20 protein-coding genes are annotated in these 21,366 nt (G+C 67.6%); 7 read left to right on the top strand and 13 right to left on the bottom strand.

Translation table 11 applies throughout. From position 1 onward, the window contains the following. Window positions 1–2 precede the first annotated feature (2 nt). Genes treZ through AC04ME_RS04840 form a run of 4 tightly spaced genes read right to left on the bottom strand, consistent with a single transcriptional unit; the run spans window position 3 to window position 6,593 of the window. On the bottom strand, window positions 3–1,760 hold the full coding sequence (treZ, locus tag AC04ME_RS04825) for a malto-oligosyltrehalose trehalohydrolase (RefSeq protein ID WP_475433814.1): 1,758 nt from the start codon (window positions 1,758–1,760) through the stop codon (window positions 3–5). Beyond that, a complete protein-coding gene (gene treY, locus AC04ME_RS04830; protein ID WP_475433815.1) occupies window positions 1,757–4,105 on the bottom strand; it encodes a malto-oligosyltrehalose synthase in 2,349 nt (782 codons plus the stop codon). Before treY ends, treZ begins: the two co-directional genes overlap by 4 nt. After that, a complete protein-coding gene (gene glgX, locus AC04ME_RS04835) occupies window positions 4,102–6,312 on the bottom strand; it encodes a glycogen debranching protein GlgX (RefSeq protein ID WP_042538916.1) in 2,211 nt (736 codons plus the stop codon). The genes treY and glgX overlap by 4 nt, the downstream gene beginning before the upstream one ends. Next, complete coding sequence (locus tag AC04ME_RS04840) at window positions 6,309–6,593, bottom strand: hypothetical protein (RefSeq protein WP_042538918.1); 285 nt, start codon at window positions 6,591–6,593, stop codon at window positions 6,309–6,311. Before AC04ME_RS04840 ends, glgX begins: the two co-directional genes overlap by 4 nt. A gap of 177 nt (window positions 6,594–6,770) precedes the next feature. On the opposite strand from AC04ME_RS04840, the gene thrC reads away from it, so the two are divergent. Next, entirely contained in the window at window positions 6,771–8,174 is a 1,404-nt protein-coding gene (gene thrC / locus AC04ME_RS04845) for a threonine synthase (RefSeq protein WP_475433816.1), read from the top strand. A gap of 112 nt (window positions 8,175–8,286) precedes the next feature. Here the strand turns inward: thrC and AC04ME_RS04850 are convergent, their stop codons facing one another. The 4 genes from AC04ME_RS04850 to AC04ME_RS04865 form a co-directional block, all read right to left on the bottom strand. Then, window positions 8,287–8,697 carry a VOC family protein gene (locus AC04ME_RS04850; RefSeq protein ID WP_455904318.1) on the bottom strand — a complete coding sequence of 137 codons (411 nt, stop codon included), beginning with the start codon at window positions 8,695–8,697 and terminating at the stop codon, window positions 8,287–8,289. A gap of 95 nt (window positions 8,698–8,792) precedes the next feature. Beyond that, a complete protein-coding gene (locus AC04ME_RS04855) occupies window positions 8,793–9,059 on the bottom strand; it encodes a thioredoxin domain-containing protein (protein ID WP_042538922.1) in 267 nt (88 codons plus the stop codon). 62 nt (window positions 9,060–9,121) lie between these two features. Beyond that, on the bottom strand, window positions 9,122–9,520 hold the full coding sequence (locus AC04ME_RS04860) for a DUF1801 domain-containing protein (protein ID WP_475433817.1): 399 nt from the start codon (window positions 9,518–9,520) through the stop codon (window positions 9,122–9,124). Window positions 9,521–9,558: 38 nt separating this feature from the next. Beyond that, window positions 9,559–10,569, bottom strand: a complete 1,011-nt coding sequence (locus tag AC04ME_RS04865) for an FUSC family protein (protein WP_475433819.1) — start codon at window positions 10,567–10,569, stop codon at window positions 9,559–9,561. A 98-nt stretch (window positions 10,570–10,667) separates the two neighbouring features. Here AC04ME_RS04865 and AC04ME_RS04870 point away from each other — a divergent pair, with 98 nt between their 5' ends. Both AC04ME_RS04870 and AC04ME_RS04875 read left to right on the top strand, forming a co-directional pair. Beyond that, window positions 10,668–12,011 carry a M20/M25/M40 family metallo-hydrolase gene (locus AC04ME_RS04870; protein ID WP_309686151.1) on the top strand — a complete coding sequence of 448 codons (1,344 nt, stop codon included), beginning with the start codon at window positions 10,668–10,670 and terminating at the stop codon, window positions 12,009–12,011. Between the two features lie 58 nt (window positions 12,012–12,069). After that, window positions 12,070–13,524 carry an MFS transporter gene (locus AC04ME_RS04875; protein WP_042538930.1) on the top strand — a complete coding sequence of 485 codons (1,455 nt, stop codon included), beginning with the start codon at window positions 12,070–12,072 and terminating at the stop codon, window positions 13,522–13,524. 2 nt (window positions 13,525–13,526) lie between these two features. Here the strand turns inward: AC04ME_RS04875 and AC04ME_RS04880 are convergent, their stop codons facing one another. From AC04ME_RS04880 to AC04ME_RS04900, 5 genes are all read right to left on the bottom strand, one after another. Then, entirely contained in the window at window positions 13,527–14,342 is an 816-nt protein-coding gene (locus tag AC04ME_RS04880) for an acyl-CoA thioester hydrolase/BAAT C-terminal domain-containing protein (protein ID WP_455904321.1), read from the bottom strand. Window positions 14,343–14,359: 17 nt separating this feature from the next. Next, a complete protein-coding gene (locus AC04ME_RS04885; protein ID WP_079113911.1) occupies window positions 14,360–14,650 on the bottom strand; it encodes a hypothetical protein in 291 nt (96 codons plus the stop codon). 157 nt (window positions 14,651–14,807) lie between these two features. Then, window positions 14,808–15,977, bottom strand: coding sequence for an RtcB family protein (locus tag AC04ME_RS04890; protein WP_079112295.1), 1,170 nt, complete (start codon window positions 15,975–15,977; stop codon window positions 14,808–14,810). A 276-nt stretch (window positions 15,978–16,253) separates the two neighbouring features. Next, the gene (locus tag AC04ME_RS04895) at window positions 16,254–16,658 is read right to left on the bottom strand and encodes a VOC family protein (RefSeq protein ID WP_042538932.1); all 405 of its coding nucleotides are present in this window, start codon (window positions 16,656–16,658) and stop codon (window positions 16,254–16,256) included. Window positions 16,659–16,691: 33 nt separating this feature from the next. Continuing rightward, window positions 16,692–17,459: a siderophore-interacting protein gene (locus AC04ME_RS04900; protein ID WP_079112296.1), complete on the bottom strand. Its 768-nt coding sequence runs from the start codon at window positions 17,457–17,459 to the stop codon at window positions 16,692–16,694. A 102-nt stretch (window positions 17,460–17,561) separates the two neighbouring features. Here AC04ME_RS04900 and AC04ME_RS04905 point away from each other — a divergent pair, with 102 nt between their 5' ends. Genes AC04ME_RS04905 through AC04ME_RS04920 form a run of 4 tightly spaced genes read left to right on the top strand, consistent with a single transcriptional unit; the run spans window position 17,562 to window position 21,366 of the window. Next, window positions 17,562–18,554 (top strand): siderophore ABC transporter substrate-binding protein, encoded by a 993-nt coding sequence (locus AC04ME_RS04905; protein ID WP_079112297.1) that lies wholly within the window; start codon window positions 17,562–17,564, stop codon window positions 18,552–18,554. A 52-nt stretch (window positions 18,555–18,606) separates the two neighbouring features. Beyond that, a complete protein-coding gene (locus tag AC04ME_RS04910; RefSeq protein ID WP_042538938.1) occupies window positions 18,607–19,596 on the top strand; it encodes an iron chelate uptake ABC transporter family permease subunit in 990 nt (329 codons plus the stop codon). Next, window positions 19,589–20,614: an iron chelate uptake ABC transporter family permease subunit gene (locus AC04ME_RS04915; RefSeq protein ID WP_042538940.1), complete on the top strand. Its 1,026-nt coding sequence runs from the start codon at window positions 19,589–19,591 to the stop codon at window positions 20,612–20,614. Before AC04ME_RS04910 ends, AC04ME_RS04915 begins: the two co-directional genes overlap by 8 nt. Beyond that, a complete protein-coding gene (locus AC04ME_RS04920) occupies window positions 20,611–21,366 on the top strand; it encodes an iron ABC transporter ATP-binding protein (protein ID WP_042538942.1) in 756 nt (251 codons plus the stop codon). The genes AC04ME_RS04915 and AC04ME_RS04920 overlap by 4 nt, the downstream gene beginning before the upstream one ends.

Genomic DNA, 21,366 nt, shown 5'->3' on the forward strand with positions numbered 1-21,366 from the left:
GTTCAGCGCGGCGGCGCGACGATCGCCGCTGACTCGGGCGGCAGCGCGATGGTCCGTGCCACCATCCGGCCGGGTGCCGTCTCCAGCAGGATCCGCGAGTCGGGGCCGAGGTCGAACTCCACCTCCTCCGTGGTGAGGTTCACGAGCACCGCGAGCTCACCCCGCTCGATGCGGTAGGCCCGGTGCTCTGGTGCGCCCTCGAGATGAGAGACCGAGACGACGTTGTGCGACATCTCGGGGTCGGTCAGTTCGGGCACCTCACGTCGCAGCGCGATCAGACGTCGATACAGATCGAGCATCCGAGCATGGTGCGGTGATTCGAGCTCACTCCAGTCCAGCCGCGACCGCTCGAAGGTCGCAGGGTCCTGGGGGTCGGGCACAGCGGCCGGGTCCCATCCCATCTGCGCGAACTCGGCGATCCGCCCCTCCGCCGTGGCCCGGGCGAGCTCGGGTTCCTTGTGAGACGTGAAGAACTGCCAGGGAGTCGATGCTCCCCATTCCTCGCCCATGAACAGCATCGGGGTTCCCGGCGCTGTCAACGTCAGCACCGCGGCGACGGCGAGCCGGTCGGATGACAGCGATGCCGTCAGCCGGTCTCCGGCCGCGCGGTTGCCGATCTGGTCATGATCCTGCGCGAACGTGACCAGACGCCAGGCGGGAACGCTCGGCGGCAGCGGGGTGCCGTGCGCTCGCCCGCGGAACGACGAATACGTGCCGTCGTGGAAGAACCCGTCCTGCGTGACCTTCGCGACAGCATCCGGTGCCGCGAAATCGGCGTAGTACCCGTCGGTCTCGCCGGTGAGCGCGACGTGCACTGCGTGATGCCAGTCATCCGACCACTGAGCGGTGAGACCGTGTCCGCCGGCCTCGCGGGGGAGGACCATGACGGGGTCGTTGAGATCGGACTCGGCGATCAGGCTCAGGGGGCGATCGACCTCGCGCGACAGTGCATCCACGCGCTCGGACAGCTCATGCAGGAGATGCGGTGTGCTGTCGTCGTGGAGGGCGTGCACGGCGTCGAGACGCAGACCGTCGACGTGGAAGTCACGCAGCCACATCAGGGCGTTCTCGATGATGTACTCGCGCACGGCCGGTTCATCGAGGTTCACCGAGTCGCCCCACGCGGTGTGCTCGCCTTCGCGCAGGTAGGGGCCGAACTCGGGCAGGTAGTTGCCGCTCGGGCCGAGGTGGTTGTAGACCACGTCCTGGATCACCGCGATGCCGCGCGCATGAGCGGAATCGACGAACCGCTGATACGCGGCCGGGCCGCCGTACCCCTCGTGCACGGCGTACCAGAGCACGCCGTCGTATCCCCAGTTCCACTCACCGCTGAACGCGTTGACCGGAAGAAGCTCGACATGGGTGATGCCGAGCTCGACGAGGTGATCGAGGTGCCCGGCGAGCGAGTCGAGTGTCCCCTCGGGCGTGAACGTGCCGACGTGCAGCTCGTAGATCACACCGCCGTCGAGCGGCCGTCCGCTCCAGCCGGTGTCGGTCCACTCGAAGCGGGCGGGGTCGAACAGGGCCGAGGGCCCGTGCACGCCTCGAGGCTGTCGGCGCGACCGAGGGTCGGGGCGCAGCTCGGTGCTGTCGCCGAGCAGGAAGCCGTAGCGCTCGCCCTCGGCCATCGCCACATCCGTGCGCCACCACCCGGACCCGTCATCCGCCGGGTCGAGATCGTGCTCCGAGATCGTCGTGCAGGCGGGGGTGAGACGCCGCAGCTGCACCCTGTCGACGCGCGGAGCCCAGACCGAGATCATCGCTCATCCACCAGGAGCGCCACCGGATAGGTGTCGAGAAGGTCGGCGAGACGGATCGGCCCACGGTCGAACCGACGCCCCGTGATCGCGTCGGTCGCGGGCAGCTCCCGGCGCAGCAGCACCGTGTCGCCCCAGCCGCCTCGACGGACGAGTCCTGCGGGCAGACGCGTCGCGACGGCGAGCACGCCGCCCCGGTCCATGGCGACCGCATGATCCGATGCCTCCCCCGCGACGCCACCGGGGCGATACCGGTAGAACAGCTCGCGGTTGTCCCTGCGCAGACGCAGCGCGCGAGAGGTGACGAGCATCTTCGCGAGACCCGAGTCGTCGACAGGGGGGAGGACGCCGCGGGCGACGTCCTCATCGAGTCGCCGGAGCATCGCCGATCGTTCGGCGAAGTCCACGGGCCGCCGGTTGTCGGGGTCGACGAGGGAGTGATCCCACAGTTCGGTGCCCTGATAGACGTCCGGCACACCGGGGGCTGCGAGCTGCAGAAGCTTGGCGGACAGCGAGTTCACCCGGCCGTGATCGACGATCTCGGCCACGAACCCCTCGAGGATCGCGCGGGCGTCTCCGTTCGTCGCGTTCGCGATCGATTCGATGCCCTTCTCGAACTCGAGGTCGGGATGCTGCCATCCGGTCGACTCCGCGGCTTCGCGCGCCGCCTTCAGGCCGTACGCGAGCAGTCGCTCCGATGAGATCGGCCAGGCTCCCACCGCCGCCTGCCAGAGCAGCGAATCGAGGGGGCCGTGTCCGGTCGACGCGACGGCCCGAAGATCGGTCAGGACCTCGGCCCATCGATCCGGAACCTCTGCGAGCACCGAGAGGCGTGCGCGGACGTCTTCGGATCGCTTCGTGTCGTGGGTCGACAGTGCGGTGAGAGAGTGCGGCCACGACGCCAGTCGCGCTCGCTGCGCGTCATGGAACCCGCCGACCGAGACGGAGGTGATCGACGGGTCGCCGCCGACCTCCGTCAGGGTCCCGAGACGGGTGTGGCGGTAGAACGCGGTGTCCTCGACGCCCTTCGCCATGACGGCGCCCGTCACCTGCGGGAAGCGCTCCGACACCTCGAGAGTCGTGTCGAGCAGCAGGGGCGTCAGCTCGGCGATCGATGCCGCGAGGTCGGGGCGTCGTCGGGAGGCGTCGTCGATCGCGTGCTGCAGGTGCTCGCGCCCCGCCGGCAGATACGCCCTGTAGACGGGGAAGCCGGCGACGATCTCGGCCAGCGCATCCTCGGCGCCGACCACACCGAACGGCAGCGCCCGCACCAGGCGGCGCACCTCGGACTGCAGCAGCTCGTCGGCGATCATCCGCTTGGTCGTATGGATCAGGTCGTGCCAGGGCTCCGCTGCGGGCAGACCGGTCTCCGTGCGCAGCCGCGCGTCGAGTCGGTCGAGCGCTGCGACTCCGTCGCCGTCGATCAGGACGCGGTCGATCTCGCCCATCGCGTCGTATCCGGTCGTGCCGTCGGTGCGCCACCACGAGGGCAGCTGCTCGCCGGGCTCGAGGATCTTCTCGACGACCGTGTATGCGCCGCCGGTGATGTCCGCGAGTCGCTCGAGGTAGCCGCCGGGGTCTGTCAGTCCGTCGGGGTGGTCGACCCGCAGGCCGTCGGCCAGACCGTCGGTGATCCACCGTGCGATCTCGACATGCGACTCGTCGAAGACATCGGGGATCTCGACGCGGATGCCGGCGAGCTCCGACACGGCGAAGAAGCGGCGGTAGTCGAGGTCGGTGTTCTGGTCTTCCCAGAACCGCAACTCGTAGTGCTGGGCCTCCAGGAGCCTCGGCAGGTCTTCCGCGAACTCACCGGAGCCCGGCGCCAACGGCAGCACATGGTCGAAGTACGACAGCGTGCCGTCGGGGGCGTCGTCGGCGGGAGTGGTGTCGACCACGATGTCACCGGACTCGAGGACCTCTGAGAGCGACGAACCCAGGATCGGCAGACGCACCCGCCCCTCCGACAGTCGTCGGTCGATGTCGAACGCCACCGCGTGACGTGACGTGCGTCCGAGTCTCAGCAGATCCCACCACCAGACGTTGGCGCGGGGGATCGCCACGCCGACGTGGTTCGGCACGATGTCGACGAGGATGCCGAGTCCGGCTGCTCGCGCGGCGGCGGCGAACCGCTTCAGGCCGTCGGGGCCGCCGCGGTCGTCATCCACTCGCGAGTGATCGACGACGTCGTAGCCGTGGTCCGACCCGGGCACGGCGGCCAGGAGCGGTGACAGGTAGGCCCACGACGCCCCGAGATCGGCCAGATACGTCGTGACCGATGCCGCGTCGTCGAGGGTGAAGCCTGAGCGGATCTGCAGACGGTAGGTCGAGAGCGGGCGATACGTCATCGAGGCAGCTCCGGGGTGGGGGCCGGCGCCGGGGCCTCGGCCTGCTCCGTCTGAATGCGCAGCGACGCTTCGACCGAATTGTCCGTCGACACCACCGTCCGGTCGACGTCGCGCAGCACGAGGAGCGAGTGGGCCTCGAGCGGGACTGACGCACCCGGATCCAGTGATCCGCCGTCGGCTCGCTCGCCCGCGGTGTCGATCATGACCTCCCACGCATGGCCGTGCCGCTCATCGGGCAGCGCGAGCTCGACGGCATCCGTGCCGCTGTTGAAGTAGACGAGGAAGTTCTGATCGGTGACGGGGCGACCACGTCGGTCCTTCTCGCGGATGCCCTGACCGTTGAGGAAGACTCCGATCGCGAGACCGAATCCGGAATCCCAGTCCTCCGGTTCCATGCGGCGGCCATCCGGACGCAGCCAGACGACGTCGGGCACGCGCTCGCCGTCGTCCGACCGCACCGGACGCCCGTCGAAGAAGCGGCTGCGTCGGAACGTCGGGTGGTCGCGGCGAAGCCTGGCCACCGCTGCGGTGAACTCCACGAGCGGCAGGTCGGCCGATTCCCAGTCGACCCAGGTGAGCTCGTTGTCCTGTGCGTAGCCGTTGTTGTTGCCGTCCTGGGTGCGGCCGAGCTCGTCGCCGTGCGCGATCATCGGCACTCCCTGCGACAGCAGCAGCGTCGCCAGGAAGTTGCGCTGCTGACGAGCACGTATGCGGTTGATCCCCTCGTCCTCGGTAGGACCCTCCGCGCCGTGGTTGTCGGAGCGGTTGTGGGACTCTCCGTCGTTGTTGTCCTCGCCGTTCGCGTCGTTGTGCTTCTCGTTGTACGACACGAGGTCGCGCAGCGTGAAGCCGTCGTGCGCGGTCACGAAGTTGATCGACGCCACAGGGCGGCGACCGGAGTGCTCGTAGAGGTCGGCCGACCCGGTGAGGCGGGAGGCGAACTCGCCGAGCGCCTGAGGCTCGCCACGCCAGAAGTCGCGCACCGTGTCGCGGTACTTGCCGTTCCACTCCGTCCACTGCGGGGGGAAGTTGCCGACCTGATATCCGCCCGGACCGACGTCCCACGGCTCGGCGATGAGCTTCACCTGCGAGACGATCGGATCCTGCTGCACGAGCTCGAAGAAGGCCGCGAGTCGATCGACGTCGTAGAACTCGCGCGCGAGGGTCGAGGCGAGGTCGAAGCGGAAGCCGTCGACGTGCATCTCGGTCACCCAGTACCGCAGCGAGTCCATGATCAGCTGCAGCGCATGCGGGTTGCCCGCGTTGAGGCTGTTCCCTGTGCCGGTGTAGTCGGTGTAATAGCGGCGGTCCTCTTCGAGGCGGTAGTACGCCTCGTTGTCGATGCCCCGCATCGAGAGCATCGGCCCCATGTGGTTTCCCTCGGCGGTGTGGTTGTAGACCACGTCGAGGATGACCTCGATGCCTGCTGCATGGAGCGCGCGCACCATGGCCTTGAACTCCTGCACCTGCTGACCGTGCTGCCCGCTGGAGGAGTAGTCGTTGTGCGGCGCGAAGAACGCGAGGGTGTTGTAGCCCCAGTAGTTCGTGAGGCCCTTCTCTTCGAGCGTCGAGTCGTAGATGAACTGGTGCACCGGCATCAGCTCGATCGCGGTGACTCCGAGGTGCACGAGATGCGCGATGACCGACGGGTGACCGATCGCCGCATATGTGCCGCGCAGCTCCTCGGGGACATCGGGGTGCAGCTGGGTGAGTCCCTTGACGTGCGCCTCGTAGATCACTGTCTGCGCGTAGGGGATCTTCGGGAGGCGGTCGCCAGCCCATTCGAAGAACGGGTTCACGACCACGCCCTTCACCATCGTCGCGCCGGAGTCCTCGTCGTTGCGGGAGTCGGGGTCGCCGAAGTCGTAGCCGAACAGCGGCTGTCCCCACTCCACACGACCTGCGACCGACTTCGCGTAGGGGTCGAGGAGGAGCTTGTTCGGGTTGAATCGCTTTCCCTGGGCGGGGTCGTAGGTGCCGTGCACGCGGTATCCGTACAGCTGCCCCGGCTGAACCGAGGGCAGATACCCGTGCCACACGTACGCGTCGACCTCTTCGAGCGCTATCCGCTCTTCGTTGCCGTCGTCATCGAACAGGCACAGCTCGACCTTCTCGGCGCCTTCGCTGAACAGGGCGAAGTTCGCGCCCTGGCCATCGAAGGTCGCACCGAGCGGGTAGGGGGAACCGGGCCAGATCTCGCGGCTCACTGAGCGCGCCGCTTCGAGACGGCGCGGTGCAGAACAGTCCGCACAGCGTCGTGGAAGTCATACACCTGAGCGATCTCGTCGGCGTGATGATAGGGGTGGCCCACGTAGCAGACGAAGACCGGATGCACGTGCTCGACGTATCCGACGGGACCTTCGTGGAGCACGACGTACCGATCGAGGTCGACACGTTCGTAGAGGGGCTCTGCCGGCGTGGTGGCTGTCGTGGGAGCCTGGCCGTCGGCGGGCTTGTGGTCATGCGCGGTATGGGTCTTCGCAGTCATGAGGGCTCCTGTTCTGTTGATGGGGTCCACGTTAAGAGATCCGAGCTCACAGGGAAATACCATTGCCTCCGCGCGACGAACGCGCTATGTCGTGAGTACGCGTGGTGGCCGTGCAACCACCCCGCGGCCACCTGCGAGAATGGAAGCCCCGTGCCGATCCCGAACCGAGGAGCTCCCGTGCAGTACATCTCCACCCGAGGCGGCATGCAGCCGCTGCCGTACTGCGAGACCCTGCTCGAAGGGCTCGCGACAGACGGCGGGCTCGCCGTGCCCGAGACCATGCCGACGGTCGACGGTGAGACCCTCGAGCGCTGGCGGGCGCTGACCTACCCGCAGCTCGCGGCCGAGGTGCTCGCGTTGTTCGCGACGGACATCCCCCGTGCCGATCTCGCGCGCATGACCGCGGCGGCATACGACCAGTTCCCCGAAGAGGTCGTGCCGCTGCGCTCGATCGATGACGACCTCACGCTCGTGGGTCTCTCCGAGGGCCCGACGCTGGCGTTCAAGGACATGGCCATGCAGTTCCTCGGCCAGGTCGTCGAGTACGCGCTGGAGCGCAAGGGCTCAGTCCTGAACATCCTCGGCGCGACCTCCGGAGACACGGGATCGGCTGCCGAGCACGCGCTGCGCGGCAAGGACCGCATCTCGGTCTTCATGCTGTCTCCGAAGGGACGCATGAGCGCATTCCAGCGTGCGCAGATGTTCTCGCTCGCCGACGAGAACATCCACAACATCGTGGTCGACGGCGTGTTCGACGACTGCCAGAACCTCGTCAAGTCGCTCGCCGGCGATCTCGACTTCAAGCGGGCCCAGCACCTCGGTGCCGTCAACTCGATCAACCTCGCCCGCATCACCGCTCAGGTCGTCTACTACTTCTGGGCATGGCTGCGCGCGACGGATGCCGGCGGCTGGACCGAGGTCTCGTTCACCGTGCCGTCGGGGAACTTCGGCAACATCCTCTCGGGGTTCTTCGCGAAGCAGATGGGCCTCCCGATCCGTCGGCTCGTGCTCGCCGCCAATGAGAACAACGTGCTCGACGAGTTCTTCCGCACCGGTGTCTACCGGCCCCGCAGCGCGGCGCAGACGCTCGCCACCTCGAGCCCGTCGATGGACATCTCGAAGGCCTCGAATCTCGAGCGCTTCATCTTCGAGCTCGTCGGGCGCGATGCCGCACGCGTGGTCAAGGCCTGGCAGGATCTCGACACCCAGGGCTTCTTCGATTTCACCGCCGACCTGGCTCGTTTCGTCGACGAGTTCGGCATCGTCAGCGGCACCTCGACCCACGCCGACCGACTCGCGACCATCAAGGCGGTCTACGAGGCGACGGGCGACATCATCGACCCTCACACCGCAGACGGGGTCAAGGTCGCCCGCGAGAATCTCGAATCGGGTGTGCCGATGCTCGTGCTCGAGACCGCGAAGCCGCAGAAGTTCGCCGAGACGATCCGCGAGGCGATCGGCGTCGAGCTCGAGTGCTCCTCGGAGCTGCGCGCCATGCTCGATGCTCCGCAGCACCGGACCGAGATGGCAGACGACGAGCAGGAGCTCCGTGCGTTCATCGAAGCGAAGGCCCTGAGCTGAGCTGAGTCGAGCCGCCCCGTGGCGACCTGGGCGACCTGACATCACGGAGACCCCCTCCTGCGGACGCCCGCAGGAGGGGGTCTTCGCAGTCAGCGGATCGGCAGTGTGCGACTCACTCGGGGTCGCCGTGCAGCATCCAGGGGATCGCGAATCGATCGACGAGCATCCCGAAACTGCCGCCCCACGGCGCGGCGTCGAGCGGCATCGTGACCGCCGCGCCGTCCGACAGCGCATCCCAGACCTGCTGCGTCTTCTCCTGCGTATTGCCGCTCAGGGAGACCGAGAATCCCTGAGGCGGCTCGAAGGGGATGCCGTCGGGGGTGTCCGACGCCATCAGCACGAGGCCGTCGGGCGTCGTGAGCTGCGCGTGCATCACGAGGTCGTTCTGATCGGGGTTCTGCACCATGTCGGGGAACTCGCCGAACACGGTGATCTCGAGGTCCCCGCCGAGGATGCCCTGATAGAACTCCATCGCCTGTCTCGCTTCGGTGCGGAACGAGAGATACGGATTGAGTGTCGCCATGACTGCCCCCAGCTCTGTCAGGCAGGGCCCTCGTCGGCCCCGCTGCGGCTCATTCTGCGCCGGGGGTCGGACATCCGCAAGAGCGGCGTCGTCGCTCAGTCGGGGAGCGCCTTCACCGCCGCGGTCAGCACCTGAGGCACGGTCGGCACGCCTTCTGCCCGGAAGACCTCCGCACCCGCGGCATCGCGGATGATGACCGTGGGGGTGAACCGGATGTCGAGCGCCTCCGCCGCATCCGGCTCCGATGCGACGTCGATCTCGGTGACGGTCGCATCGGGAAGGTAGCGCACCGCATCAGCCACGACCGCACGGGTTCGAGAGCAGGCGCCGCAGAACGCGGATGTGACCAGCGTGAGTTCCATCGCTCTCCTCTCGGCTCTCGATGTGCAACCCGGCGCCGGCCCGTCGTGTTCCCGGATCGAGGTCAGAACTCGGTGCGCTTGACGAGGCCCCGATTCGTGCGGATGTGCTCGTGGTCCCACTGCACGACCCGTGACTCCGACAGCCAGACGGCGAGACGGTCGGTGTCGATCTCCGAGACGTCGACGAACCTCGCCTCGGCCGCCTCGAACGATCCGGCCGCGACGAGTCCGGGCTCGGCGAACGACTGGCCACTCCAGAACATCAGTCGCACGGCATCCTTCAACCGGTCGTATCCCACGATCGGATTGCCGTCGAGGAACCAGACGGGGTGCGCGTGCCACACCTTGGCGGACGCCTCGGGAAGCCCCCGGTCGATCTCGTCGGCGAGGCGCTCGCAGATCTCGCGATCTTCGGGGCGGAGTCTCCCGTGGTAGTCGTCGATCTCTGGCGCGCGGATCATGGTGCGAGTATGCCCCGTGCGGCGGCCGCCGTCGAGGATCAGGTGCGAGGCGTCGTGGACCGAGGATGCAGCAGACCGGAGAGCGCACCGAGCGCAGCCCCGACGAGGGTGTCGACGATACGTTCCCACGCGACGTCCATCGAACCGATCTCGCCGGTCGCCGCACCTGTCAGCAGCAGCACGAGCGGCGTGATGAAGACGAGCGCGAGAGCGTAGTGGCGCACCACGACGAGCTCGATCGTGAACTGCAGGGCGCCGAGAAGCAGCGCCAGCCAGAGACCCGACGGATGCAGCAGGGAGAGAAGCGCGTAGACCCCTGCGCCGACGACGGTCCCGAGCATGCGGTGCAGTCCGCGCTGCACGGCGGCGCGGCGGGCGGCTGCCACGCCGATCACGGCGACGGCCGATCCGACGATCCAGTACGTGCGCGTCGGGTCGATCACCAGCCCGAGCAGCACGCCGATGATCGCGACGATCGCGACCCGGATCAGCAGCATGCGTGAATCGGCCGTGAACGCGGGCCCCGGCAGCAGCTCACGCAGCGGCCTGGCCGAGACCGAACGCGCACGGGGGAGCAGAAGCGGCGCCATCGCGACCAGATAGGAGAACACGCATCCCGCCGCGAGCGCGGCGATGTAGACCATCGGTGCGATCGGTGAACTGACGATCACATGAGCCGAGAGGCCGAAGACCAGCACGAAGAAGAGGGGCCCCGGAGGACCGAGCCGGAAGCCGAACGCCAGAGCCGCGCTGACGACCGCGACCACCACGACGCCGATGCTCACGAGCCAGGCGCTCGCGGAGGCAGCGACTCCGAGTGCGGCGCTGGCGATCAGGCCCGCGGCGACGAAGGGCAGGATCCTCGCCCGTTCGACCACAGGAGCGGTGCCGGCGAAGAGGACCGTGAATGCGCCCGATGCCGCGATGTAGCCGAGCGAGGGCTGACCAATCATGGTCATGACGGCGATCGGCACCGCGATGCCCAGCGCTGCCTGGGTGGCGAGGTGCCAGCGCGGACCGCGCTTGGGTGCCAGGGCGAACAGGCTCATCCTTCTATTGTCTCGCGGTGCCGAGGACCCGCGGGACGCGGCTGAGCCCTTCCGGTGCGTCCGGAGTGCCGGTGGGAGGCAACGAGCCCGGCGCTACGATGGCCGACGTGACAGAACCTCGCCCCGGAATCGCCGAACGCCTCTCGCAGATGATCCGGCTGCCGACCGTGTCGGCGGAGCTGGAGGAACGCGGATCCGAGCCGTTCGAGGCGTTCGTCGCGTTGATCGCCGACCTCTACCCGCTCGTTCACGAGCACCTCGCACTCGAGCGGCATACCGATTTCGGGCTGCTCTTCCGCTGGTCGGGCAGAGAGGCTGAGGCCGACGGGCCGGTCGTGCTGATGGCGCATTACGACGTCGTCCCGGTGGATGAGAGCGATGCATGGACGCACCCCCCGTTCGAGGGCGTGATCGCCGACGGGGTGGTCTACGGGCGCGGGGCTCTCGACGACAAGGGTCCGCTGATCGTCGTGCTCGAGGCGGTCGAGAATCTGCTCGCCGACGGGTTCGTCCCCGCGCGAGACGTCTACCTCTCATTCGGAGGCAATGAAGAGACCTTCGGTCGAGCGGCCGAGGAGATCGCGCGGGTGCTGCGCGAGCGCGGCATCATCCCGTGGCTCGTGGTCGACGAAGGCGGCGCGGTCGTCGACGCCCCGCTGCCTTTCGTACCGGGACGAGCGGCGATGATCGGCGTCGGGGAGAAGGGTGTGATGACCCTGACCCTCTCGGCGCGCGGCGAGGGCGGCCACGCGTCGGCGCCTCCCTCTCTCACCGCCGTCCGGAGGGTGGCGAGAGCCGTCGATCGGCTCGGGCCGCGGACGTTCCGACCACGGCCCTCGAAGGCGATCGGGCGGATGCTGTCGCAGCTCGGCGCTCAGACGCCCGGTCCGGCGCGACATCTGCTGCGTCTGCTCGGATCCGCGCCGCTGCTGACCGGTCAGCTGTTCGCCGCGCTCGGCGGTGAGCCCGCCGCTCTCGTGCGCACGACCGTGGCCCCGACGATGCAGTCGGGTGGCACGGCGGCGAACGTCCTCCCCTCGCAGGCGTCGGCGACCGTGAATCTGCGCATCGCTCTGGGTGAGACGACGCAGCAGACCGTGCTGCGGGTGCGTCGGCGCATCCGGGATCCGCTGGTCACGGTCCGCGTCGAGGAGGCGAGCGAACCATCGCCCGAATCTGCGACCGACAACGCCCAGTTCGCGGTGCTCGCCGACGCGCTCGCGGTCTCGCACCCCGGGGTCCCCGCCGTGCCGTACGTGATGATGGCGGCGACGGACTCCCGTCACTTCCACCGTTTCGCGCCGGCCGTCTACCGCTTCGCACCGCTCGACATGTCGAACGCGCAGCGGGCGTCGATCCATGGCGTCGATGAGAACGTCGAGATCGCTGCGCTCGAGCGGGGGGAGCGGTTCCATCGGGCTCTCCTCGAGCGGCTAGGGTGATCTCACCCCTTCGAGGGCGTCTCGGCGCCCGAGTCAGCCCTTTCACCGAGGAGCCGCGATGACGCGCACCCGCACTCTGGGAACCCTCGCCACCGTCGTCGGCTTCCTCGCCTTCGTCGAGTTCACCAGCGGCGTGCTGCAGGGCTATTACACGCCCATGCTCACCGACATCGCGCGGCATCTGGGAATCCACGACGCCGACGTGAACTGGCTCGAGGGCACGCAGCTCATGCTCTCGGCTCTCGTCGTGCCGGCGTTCGCGAAGCTCGGCGACATGGTCGGGCACAAGCGGATGCTGTTGATCTCGACGGCGCTGACCGCCGTCGCGGCACTCGTGCTGCCGTTCACGGACTCGTTCCCCGTGTTCCTGATCGGCTGGACGCTGATGGGCTTCTACGTCGTCTGGCTGCCGCTCGAGATCGCGCTCATCTGGTCGCGCTCACGCCGGATGGAGGGACGCTCCTCGATCACGGCGAAAGCGGCAGGGCTGCTGGTGGCGGCGCTCGAAGGCGGCGCGATCATCGGTGCTCTCGTCGGCGGCGCGCTGATCGATGTCCTCCCGCTGACGGTCGTGCTCCTCATTCCCGCGGTGCTGATCGTCGTCTGCTTCTTCGTGATCCTGTTCGGGGTGAAGGAGTCGCCCGATCCGACCGGCGGCGTGTTCGACACGGTCGGCGTCGTGCTGATCTCGCTCGCCCTGATCTGCTTCACCGGCGGGCTGAGCCTGCTCCGTTTCGAGGGCGGACTCGTCAACCCCTGGTCATGGGCGGTGGTCGTGCTCGGCCTCCTGCTCGTCATCCCGTTCGTGCTCTGGGAGCTGCGCTGCGATGACCCTCTCATCGACGTGCGCATGTTCCGCTCACCGGCCCTCGGGCCTGTGTTCCTCACCGCAGGCCTGTTCGGAGTGAGCGTGCTCGGGGCCCAGGCACCGCTGTCGACGTTCGCGCGCACCGATCCGGGTGTCTACGGCTATGGACTCGGAACGACGGGTTTCGCGACGTCGCTCATCATCGGGCTGTATCTGATCGCGATGATCGCAGGCGCACTGCTGTTCCCGCTCGTCGCTCGGCTGGTGAGCCCGCGGATCACTCTCATGGGCGCGTCTCTGCTCGTCGGCATCGGGTTCCTGCTGTTCCTGCCTTTCCATGACTCCTATGTGCAGGTGGTGACCAACATGGTCATCGTCGGACTCGGCTCCGGGGCTCTCGTTGCGGCTCTCCCCGCGGCGGCTGCGTCGGCGGCGCCCGCGACGCAGACCGGTGTCGCGACGGGGCTCACCAACTCGGTCAAGACGGTCGGCGGAGCGATCGCCTCGTGCATCTTCGGGATCGCACTGCTCAACGGCGTGAGCGGAGCGGTCGAGGGCACCGCAGGGTCATTCGCCGGCTACGTCACGGTCTGGGTGGTCTGCGGCGTGACGGCGCTCGTCGCCGCCGCGATCCTCGTCTTCGTTCCCAAAGAGGCTTTCACCGACCGGACGGATGCCGAGGCCGTCGCCACTCCGATCGCCTGACGTCAGCCCGGATCGAGGCCGAGGATCCGCGAGATCTGAGGCCAGGCCTGCGCGCCGAGCGCTGCATCGGCGCGCGGTGTGCCGCCCCGAGCCATGTGCATGCCGCCGGCCGCGGGGGCCTCGCCGGGCAGGAGCAGACGATGCCCTGCGTCCGGATGCTGGACGATCGTCGTGCTTCTGCCATGGGCATGTCGGCGCCGTGAGATCGCCGTCGTGAACGCGGCGCTCGGCCAGACGCGGTCGTCACCTCCGGCGATCAGCAGCAGATCGCCGGAGATCCGCTCGACAGGAATCGTCGCCGCCGCAGTGAGTGTCGGGTCGAGGGTCAGGCTCGTCGAGTACAGCGAGAGGTACTCCGGCGGATCGCTCATCGGCGTCCACGCCGGGTCGAACACGACCGCCGGCAGCGGAGAACCGCCCAGAGTCCAGTGCGAGGACCAGCGGCCCTCCGCCAGCCCGGACCAGACGACGGACGACGGAGAGACGGCGATGGTCGCGTCGATCTCGACGGTGGAGGCGGTGACGAGGGCCGCCTCGGCGCCGAACGACGTTCCGAGGATCGCCACGCGATCGTGATCTCGTCGCAGCAGCTCGATCTGATCGATGAACATCTCGATCGGCACCTCATGGGGCGCCGGTCGCTGGCCGATGCCGCCGAACCAGCGGATCGCTCGCACCCGAGTGCCCCGATGGCCGAGCAGATCGGCGCGAGCGGACTCGAGGCGCCCACTCGAACCCGCGAGCAGCAGCACGGCTGTGCCGCAGGGTCGCTCGGGGAATGCGTCGTAGACGTCATCCGAGGCGATGGACGAAGGCATGAGGTGGTGGGCCGATGTCAGTCGCGGTCGAGCCCGAACGAGCGCTTGACCACGGCCTGCATGTCGCGGTCGAGTCCGTCGATGCGCGTGTTCACGGTGTCGAAGCGGGCGTTCATCTCGCCGCGGAGTCCGCCGATCTGGGCGTTCATCTCGCCGCGGAGACCCCCGATCTGGGCGTTCATCTCGTTGCGGAGGCCACCGATCTCGGTGCGGACGACCCGGATGAACAGTGTGGAGACGACGGTCAGCATGCCGAACATGAGCGCGGTGAAACACCCGATCATGGTCCAGATCTGAGCGTCGGTCATGAGGTGCACCATGTCATCCTCGCATCGTTCCACGCCGAGCAGCGGAATCGAGGTCGCTGTATACCGTCATCCCGAGCAGTGGGAGGAACTGCGAGTCGCAGGGTGGTCGTGCAGGAGGGGTGGGCGGGGTTTTCTCATCACTCGCCCACCCCCGTGCTCAGTCGCCCTTGACGTTGACGAGCTGACGCAGCGTGTGCCTGATCTCGACCAGGCTCGCGGCATCCGTCATCACCTGATCGATCGGCTTGTACGCCTGCGGGATCTCATCGATGAAGGCGCTCGTGTCGCGGAACTCGATCCCCTCCATCGCCTCACGCAGCTGCTCGTGAGAGAAGGTGCGCCGAGCCGCCGACCGCGAGTACTCCCGGCCGGCGCCGTGCGGTGACGAGTTCAGCGACTGCGGGTCACCGAGCCCTTCGACCACGTACGACGCCGTTCCCATCGAGCCCGGGATGAGTCCCGGACGACCGGCATCCGCCTGGATCGCACCCTTTCTCGACACCCACACCCTCTTGCCGTAGTGCTTCTCCGACTCGGTGAAGTTGTGGTGGCAGTTGATGCGCTCCTGCTCCTCGACGGGGGTTCCGAGGAACTCCGACACCTGCCGTGCGACCCGATCCATCATCTCCTCGCGGTTGAGCAGCGCGAAGTGCTGGGCCCACCGCAGCTCGCGGATGTACCGGGTGAACTCGGGAGTGCCTTCGACGAGGTACGCGAGGTCGGGGTCGGGCAGCTCGATCCACCACTGCTTCGCCAGCCGCTGCGCGACGGCGATGTGGTGACCGGCGATCCGGTTGCCGACGCCTCGAGAACCCGAGTGCAGGAAGAGCCACACGCGGTCGAGCTCGTCCACCGACACCTCGATGAAGTGGTTGCCGGAGCCGAGCGTTCCGAGCTGCAGTCGCCAGTTCCTGGCGTACTTCTCAGGGTCGAACTCGCTCTGCTCAGCGAGCGTCTCGAGCTCTGCGATGCGCGGTTCGGCACTCGCGACGATCTTGTTGTTGTAGCGCCCCGCCGACAGCGGGATCGCGCGCTCGATCTGCTCGCGCAGCTCGGCGAGATCGCGACCGGCGAGGTCACCCTTCGTGAACTGGGTGCGAACCGCGATCATGCCGCAGCCGATGTCGACACCGACTGCGGCGGGGATGATCGCGCCGAGCGTCGGGATGACCGAGCCGACCGTCGCTCCCTTGCCGAGGTGCGCATCGGGCATCAGAGCCAGGTGCGGGTGGATGAACGGCATGCGCGCGGTGGTGTGCGCCTGATCGAGTGTCTTCTCATCGATCATCGACGCCCACGAGAGCAGCCGTGTGGAGAGCCTCTCCATGATTCCTTTCCTTGTGTGATGTTCAGCCACAGGTCGGGAGTCTCGTGAGAAACAGAAATGCCCCGAACCTGACGGTGCGGGGCATGGGAGCAGCGGATGCTGTCACACGGCGCGCGCCGGAGGGTACGACTCGTAGCGGTCATTGCGCTTCGGCTGAAGCGGCAAGACCGCGGCGAAGGGGAAGGTCCGCAGGGCGGTCATCCGTCGTCTCCTCGGCGTGAATGCTGTGCGCGATCGGCACAGCTTTGCCACACTAGGGCGCGACACGCCCGGGAGTCAAGCGGAATCGCGCGGGGGGTTGTGCATGAACTCGACGCGGATGCCGTCGGCATCCTCGACGAAGGAGGCGTAGTAGCGGTCGGTGTACCGCGGGTACTCCTTCGGGTCTCGGACGGCCGTCCATCCGGCATCGAGCGCCACTGCATGCAGGCGATCCACCTCATCGCGCGAGGGCATGGCGAACGCGATGTGCTGCCAGCCGACCCGGCCGTGGCGGTGAGGGCCGGAGTCCTCATCCCATGCGTACAGGATGATCTCTGTCTCGTCGCCGTTGTTCCATGAGATGGAATGGTCGTCTTCGCCGCCGCTCACGTAGCCGAGCGCCATGAGCACGGGGTGGAACTGGGCTCTGCCCCGTTCGAGGTCGTCGACGGTGATGCCCAGATGATCCAGAAGTGCCATGCGTCCAGTCTTCCAGTCGAGGCACGCGCGGCACTAGTGCGGCGCGTGGTACTCGGCTTCGCCGCGCTTCCAGTAGCCCTTGACCACGGCGTTCGCGGAGTCGATGCCCCAGCGGTCCAGCAACGCGCGTCCCGGTTTGACGATCGACTGTTCGGCCGCGATGAACACGAACGGGTCGTCGCCGATCGCATCTTCCACCGCCAGGTCGTCGAGGAACGAGACGAGCGCGGAGCCAGAGGGAGCATCGCCGCGATGCAGCCATTCGATGTCGACAGGGGCTTCGATGTCGATCTCACGCCCGGCCGAGACCGTCTCGACCACGATTCGAGCGGCGACGCCGGCGGGGATGAGCGCCGCGAAGCGTCGGATGGCGGGGATGGCCGTCTCATCTCCGGCGAGCAGCCAGGAGCCGGGGGTGCCGTTCAGCACCGCCGACCCGCGGGGCCCGCCGACGCCGATCGATGACCCGAGAGCAGCAGTCGCCGCCCAGGGGGCTGCGACACCCGAATCGCCGTGCACGGCGAACTCGACGTCCAACCAGTCCGCGCCCCAGGCCAGAGGTGTGTACTCACGACTCGGTGCAGCCCGCATCTCCTCGACCGATCCCACCGGGCCGGAGGGGAAGAACAGACGCATGTGGTCGTCGGAGCCCGGGGAGTCGAAGCCCTCGAGGTCGCCGCCCGTGAGGCGCACACGCACGAAGTCGGGTGCCAGCCATTCCCGGGCGCTCAGCGTGACGGTGCGGAAGCGCAGATCGAGGCCTCGGCGCTCGATGGAGAAGCCGGATTTCGTATCGCTCATAAAGTAAGGCTAACCTATCTTGGAGGCGGAGTTAGGGGAGCCTAACTCCGCCTGTCCCGCGCCGCCCGCGCGCACTCACCACCGCAGAACAGGAGTCTCTCCATGTCCATGCCCAGAATCCTCAGCGCCACGAGCGTCGGTCTCGTCGGCCTTCTCGCCCTCGCGGGCTGCGCCTCCGGAGCCGAAGCCGAGCCGGCCGAGACCGCCCCGGCCGCCGACTCGGTCACGATCGAGGACAACACCGGATCGCACGAGATCGCCACGCCTCCCGCATCCGTGGTCGCACTGGACAACCGCACGTTCCAGACGCTCTCCGACTGGGGAGTCGAGCTCTCGGCCGGTGCGGTCGCGCTCATGCCCGACACGGTGTCGTACCTCGACGACGACTCGATCGTCGACATCGGCCTGCACAGCGAGCCCGACCTCGAGGCGATCGTCGCCGTCGAACCCGACCTCATCATCAGCGGACAGCGCTTCACGCAGCACAACGAGGCCATCGCCGAACTCGTGCCTGAGGCGACGATCATCGATCTCGAGCCTCGCGAGGGCGAGCCCTTCGACGACGAGCTCAAGCGACAGGTGACCGTGCTCGGCGAGATCTTCGGCAAGCAGGACGAGGCGCAGTCACTGGTCGACGATTTCGACGCGGCGGTGGAGCGGGCGAAGGCCGCCTACGACGACGCCGACACCGTCATGGCCGTGAACACCTCGGGCGGCGAGATCGGGTATCTGGCACCGACCGTGGGCCGCTCGCTCGGACCGATCTACGACATCCTCGGCCTGACCCCGGCGCTCGAGGTCGCCGATGCCTCGGACGACCATCAGGGCGACGACATCTCGGTCGAGGCGATCGCCGCCTCGAACCCCGACTGGCTTCTCGTGCTCGACCGCGACGCCGTGTTCGCCGCAGAGACCCCCGACTACGTGCAGGCATCCGAGATCCTCGAGAGCTCCGAGGCGCTCGCCGGCGTCACGGCAGTCGCTGACGAGCAGATCGTCTACATGCCCACCGACACCTACCTCAACGAGGGCATCCAGACGTACACGACGTTCCTGAACGACCTCGCCGACGCCCTCGAGGCCGCCCAGAAGTAGTCCGCTCGGCGGCATCCGCTCGAGGGCGGATGCCGCCGGCCGGCGACTCACGATGTCTCGCACCGCGTTCTCCACCGAGCCGCCCCGGTCTGCCGGGCGGCTCTTCGACGTCAAGCTCCTCGTCGGCATCCTCGTCGTCCTCGCACTTCTCGTCGTGTCCCTGTTCACAGGCGTCTACGACATCGCGGGAGCCGCCGACGGTGCCGAGATGTTCCAGATCACCCGGGTCCCGCGCACGGTAGCCCTCGTCCTCGCGGGCGCCGCCATGGCGATGGCGGGGCTGGTGATGCAGCTCCTCACTCAGAACCGCTTCGTCGAGCCGACCACCACCGGCACCACCGAATGGGCGGGCCTCGGTCTGCTGACGGTCATGGTGCTCGTGCCGAACCCCTCGATCCCGCTGAGGATGGCAGGCGCCATCATCGCGGCCTTCATCGGCACCATGGTGTTCTTCGCCTTCCTGCGCCGCGTCTCGCTGAAGTCGTCTCTCATCGTCCCGATCGTCGGCATCATGCTGGGTGCCGTCGTCGGATCGGTGTCGACCTACTTCGCACTCGTGACCGACTCGCTGCAGGCCATCGGCGTCTGGTTCGCGGGCAGCTTCACATCGGTGCTCCGAGGGCAGTACGAGATGCTCTGGATCGTGGCGATCGTCGGAGTCGTCGTGTTCGTCGTCGCCGACCGTCTCACGATCGCCGGGCTGGGGGAGGAGATCGCGACGAACGTCGGGGTCGACTACAACCGGGTGATCCTGCTCGGAACAGTGCTCATCGCCGTCACCACGGGCGTGGTCACGGTCATCGTCGGCAACCTTCCCTTCCTCGGGCTGATCGTGCCGAACATCGTCTCGATGGTCCGCGGCGACGATCTGCGCAGCAACCTGCCGTGGGTCTGCCTGCTCGGCATCGCGATCGTCACCGTCTGCGACATCATCGGACGGACGATCATCATGCCGTTCGAGGTGCCGGTGTCGCTGATCCTCGGCATCGTCGGCGCGATCGTCTTCATCCTGCTCCTGCTGAGGCAGCGTCGTCGTGGCTGAGGCGATCGCGGCCGGCACCCGCACCTCCGGATCCTTCACGACTCCGCGCGCACGACGGCGATATGTCATCGTGCTCGGCATCCTCGTCGCCCTCTCCGTGGCCTTCGCCTTCGCTCTGCTCGCGTGGGAGAACCCGATGCCGATCGGATCACCCGGATTCTGGCGCATCGCGAAGCTGCGCGTGACGAACGTGACCGTGATGGCCGTGGTCGCGGTGGCGCAGGCGATCGCCACCGTGAGCTTCCAGACGGTCACCAACAACCGCATCATCACGCCGTCGATCATGGGATTCGAATCGCTGTATCGCGTCGTGCAGACCACCACGGTGTATCTGTTCGGCGTCGCCGGTCTCGTGGCGATCCAGGGCGTCTGGCAGTTCGGCCTGCAGGTCGTCATCATGGTGGGGCTTGCGATGGCGCTCTACGGATGGCTGCTGTCCGGGCGCTACGGCAACCTGCAGATCATGCTGCTCATCGGGATCATCATCGGCGGCGGTCTCGGAGCGATCTCGACCTTCATGCAGCGGCTGCTCACGCCCAGTGAGTTCGATGTGCTCGCGGCGCGATTGTTCGGCAACGTCTCGAACGCCGACGCGTCGTACCTGCCGCTCGCCATTCCGCTGTGCATCGCGGCCTCGGCGCTGCTCTGGATGAGGTCCCGGAGGCTGAACCTGCTCGCGCTCGGACCCGACGTGTCGCGTTCGCTCGGCCTCGACCACAAGCGCGAGCTCTTCATGGTGCTCTTCCTGGTCGCCGTGCTGATGGCGACATCGACCGCGCTGGTCGGTCCGATGACGTTCCTCGGATTCCTCGTCGCGACCCTCGCGTACCAGTTCGCCGACACGTACGATCATCGACTCATCTTCCCGGTGGCCGTGCTCACGGCCTTCACGATCCTCGCCGGGGCCTATTTCGTCATGAAGAACGTCTTCTACGCGCAGGGGATGGTCTCTATCCTCATCGAGCTCGTCGGCGGAACCGTCTTCCTCATCGTCATCCTCAGAAAGGGCAGGCTGTGATCACACTCGAGGGCGTCCGCCGCGACTACAGCGACCAGGTCGCGATCGGCCCCGTTGATCTCCGGATCCCCGCCGGGGGCATCACGGCGCTGATCGGTCCCAACGGAGCGGGCAAGTCGACGCTGCTGACGATGATCGGTCGGCTCGGCGGCATGGACGCCGGGGCGATCGAGATCGCCGGATACGACGTCGCGACCACGAAGTCGAAGGACCTCGCCAAGATCGTCTCGGTGCTCCGCCAGGAGAACCACTTCGTCACGCGGCTCACCGTGCGCCAGCTCGTCGGTTTCGGGCGCTTCCCGCACTCGCAGGGCCGCTTGACCCGCGCTGACGAGGAGATCATCAGCAGGGCGATCGACTTCCTCGACCTCGGCGACCTGGAAGGGCGCTACCTCGACGAGCTCTCCGGAGGCCAGCGGCAGCGAGCCTACGTCGCGATGGTGCTGGCGCAGGACACCGAGTTCGTGCTGCTCGACGAGCCGCTCAACAACCTCGACATGAAGCATGCCGTGCAGATGATGAAGCACCTGCGTCGTGCGGCCGAAGAGCTCGGGCGCACGATCGTCATCGTCCTGCACGACATCAACTTCGCAGGTCATTACGCCGACCATATCTGTGCCATGAAAGACGGTGAGGTGGTGGAGTTCGGCCCTCCCTCCGCGATCATGACCGGTGAGGTGCTCACCCGCGTGTTCGACACGTCCGTGCAGGTGGTCGAGGGGCCCTCCGGTCCTCTCGCCGTCTACTACTGA

This window comes from Microbacterium sp. LjRoot205, assembly GCF_056175745.1.

Excerpts from the sequence above, each read along its gene's own strand:
- AC04ME_RS04875 (WP_042538930.1), top strand. The coding sequence starts at position 12,070 with ATGACGCGCACCCGCACTCTGGGAACCCTCGCCACCGTCGTCGGCTTC.
- AC04ME_RS04870 (WP_309686151.1), top strand. The coding sequence starts at position 10,668 with ATGGCCGACGTGACAGAACCTCGCCCCGGAATCGCCGAACGCCTCTCG.
- treZ (WP_475433814.1), bottom strand. The coding sequence starts at position 1,760 with ATGATCTCGGTCTGGGCTCCGCGCGTCGACAGGGTGCAGCTGCGGCGT.
- AC04ME_RS04860 (WP_475433817.1), bottom strand. The coding sequence starts at position 9,520 with ATGATCCGCGCGCCAGAGATCGACGACTACCACGGGAGACTCCGCCCC.
- AC04ME_RS04905 (WP_079112297.1), top strand. The coding sequence starts at position 17,562 with ATGTCCATGCCCAGAATCCTCAGCGCCACGAGCGTCGGTCTCGTCGGC.
- AC04ME_RS04900 (WP_079112296.1), bottom strand. The coding sequence starts at position 17,459 with ATGAGCGATACGAAATCCGGCTTCTCCATCGAGCGCCGAGGCCTCGAT.
- AC04ME_RS04895 (WP_042538932.1), bottom strand. The coding sequence starts at position 16,658 with ATGGCACTTCTGGATCATCTGGGCATCACCGTCGACGACCTCGAACGG.
- AC04ME_RS04880 (WP_455904321.1), bottom strand. The coding sequence starts at position 14,342 with ATGCCTTCGTCCATCGCCTCGGATGACGTCTACGACGCATTCCCCGAG.
- AC04ME_RS04885 (WP_079113911.1), bottom strand. The coding sequence starts at position 14,650 with ATGACCGACGCTCAGATCTGGACCATGATCGGGTGTTTCACCGCGCTC.
- AC04ME_RS04855 (WP_042538922.1), bottom strand. The coding sequence starts at position 9,059 with ATGGAACTCACGCTGGTCACATCCGCGTTCTGCGGCGCCTGCTCTCGA.
- AC04ME_RS04865 (WP_475433819.1), bottom strand. The coding sequence starts at position 10,569 with ATGAGCCTGTTCGCCCTGGCACCCAAGCGCGGTCCGCGCTGGCACCTC.
- AC04ME_RS04850 (WP_455904318.1), bottom strand. The coding sequence starts at position 8,697 with ATGGCGACACTCAATCCGTATCTCTCGTTCCGCACCGAAGCGAGACAG.
- treY (WP_475433815.1), bottom strand. The coding sequence starts at position 4,105 with ATGACGTATCGCCCGCTCTCGACCTACCGTCTGCAGATCCGCTCAGGC.
- AC04ME_RS04840 (WP_042538918.1), bottom strand. The coding sequence starts at position 6,593 with ATGACTGCGAAGACCCATACCGCGCATGACCACAAGCCCGCCGACGGC.
- AC04ME_RS04910 (WP_042538938.1), top strand. The coding sequence starts at position 18,607 with ATGTCTCGCACCGCGTTCTCCACCGAGCCGCCCCGGTCTGCCGGGCGG.
- AC04ME_RS04890 (WP_079112295.1), bottom strand. The coding sequence starts at position 15,977 with ATGGAGAGGCTCTCCACACGGCTGCTCTCGTGGGCGTCGATGATCGAT.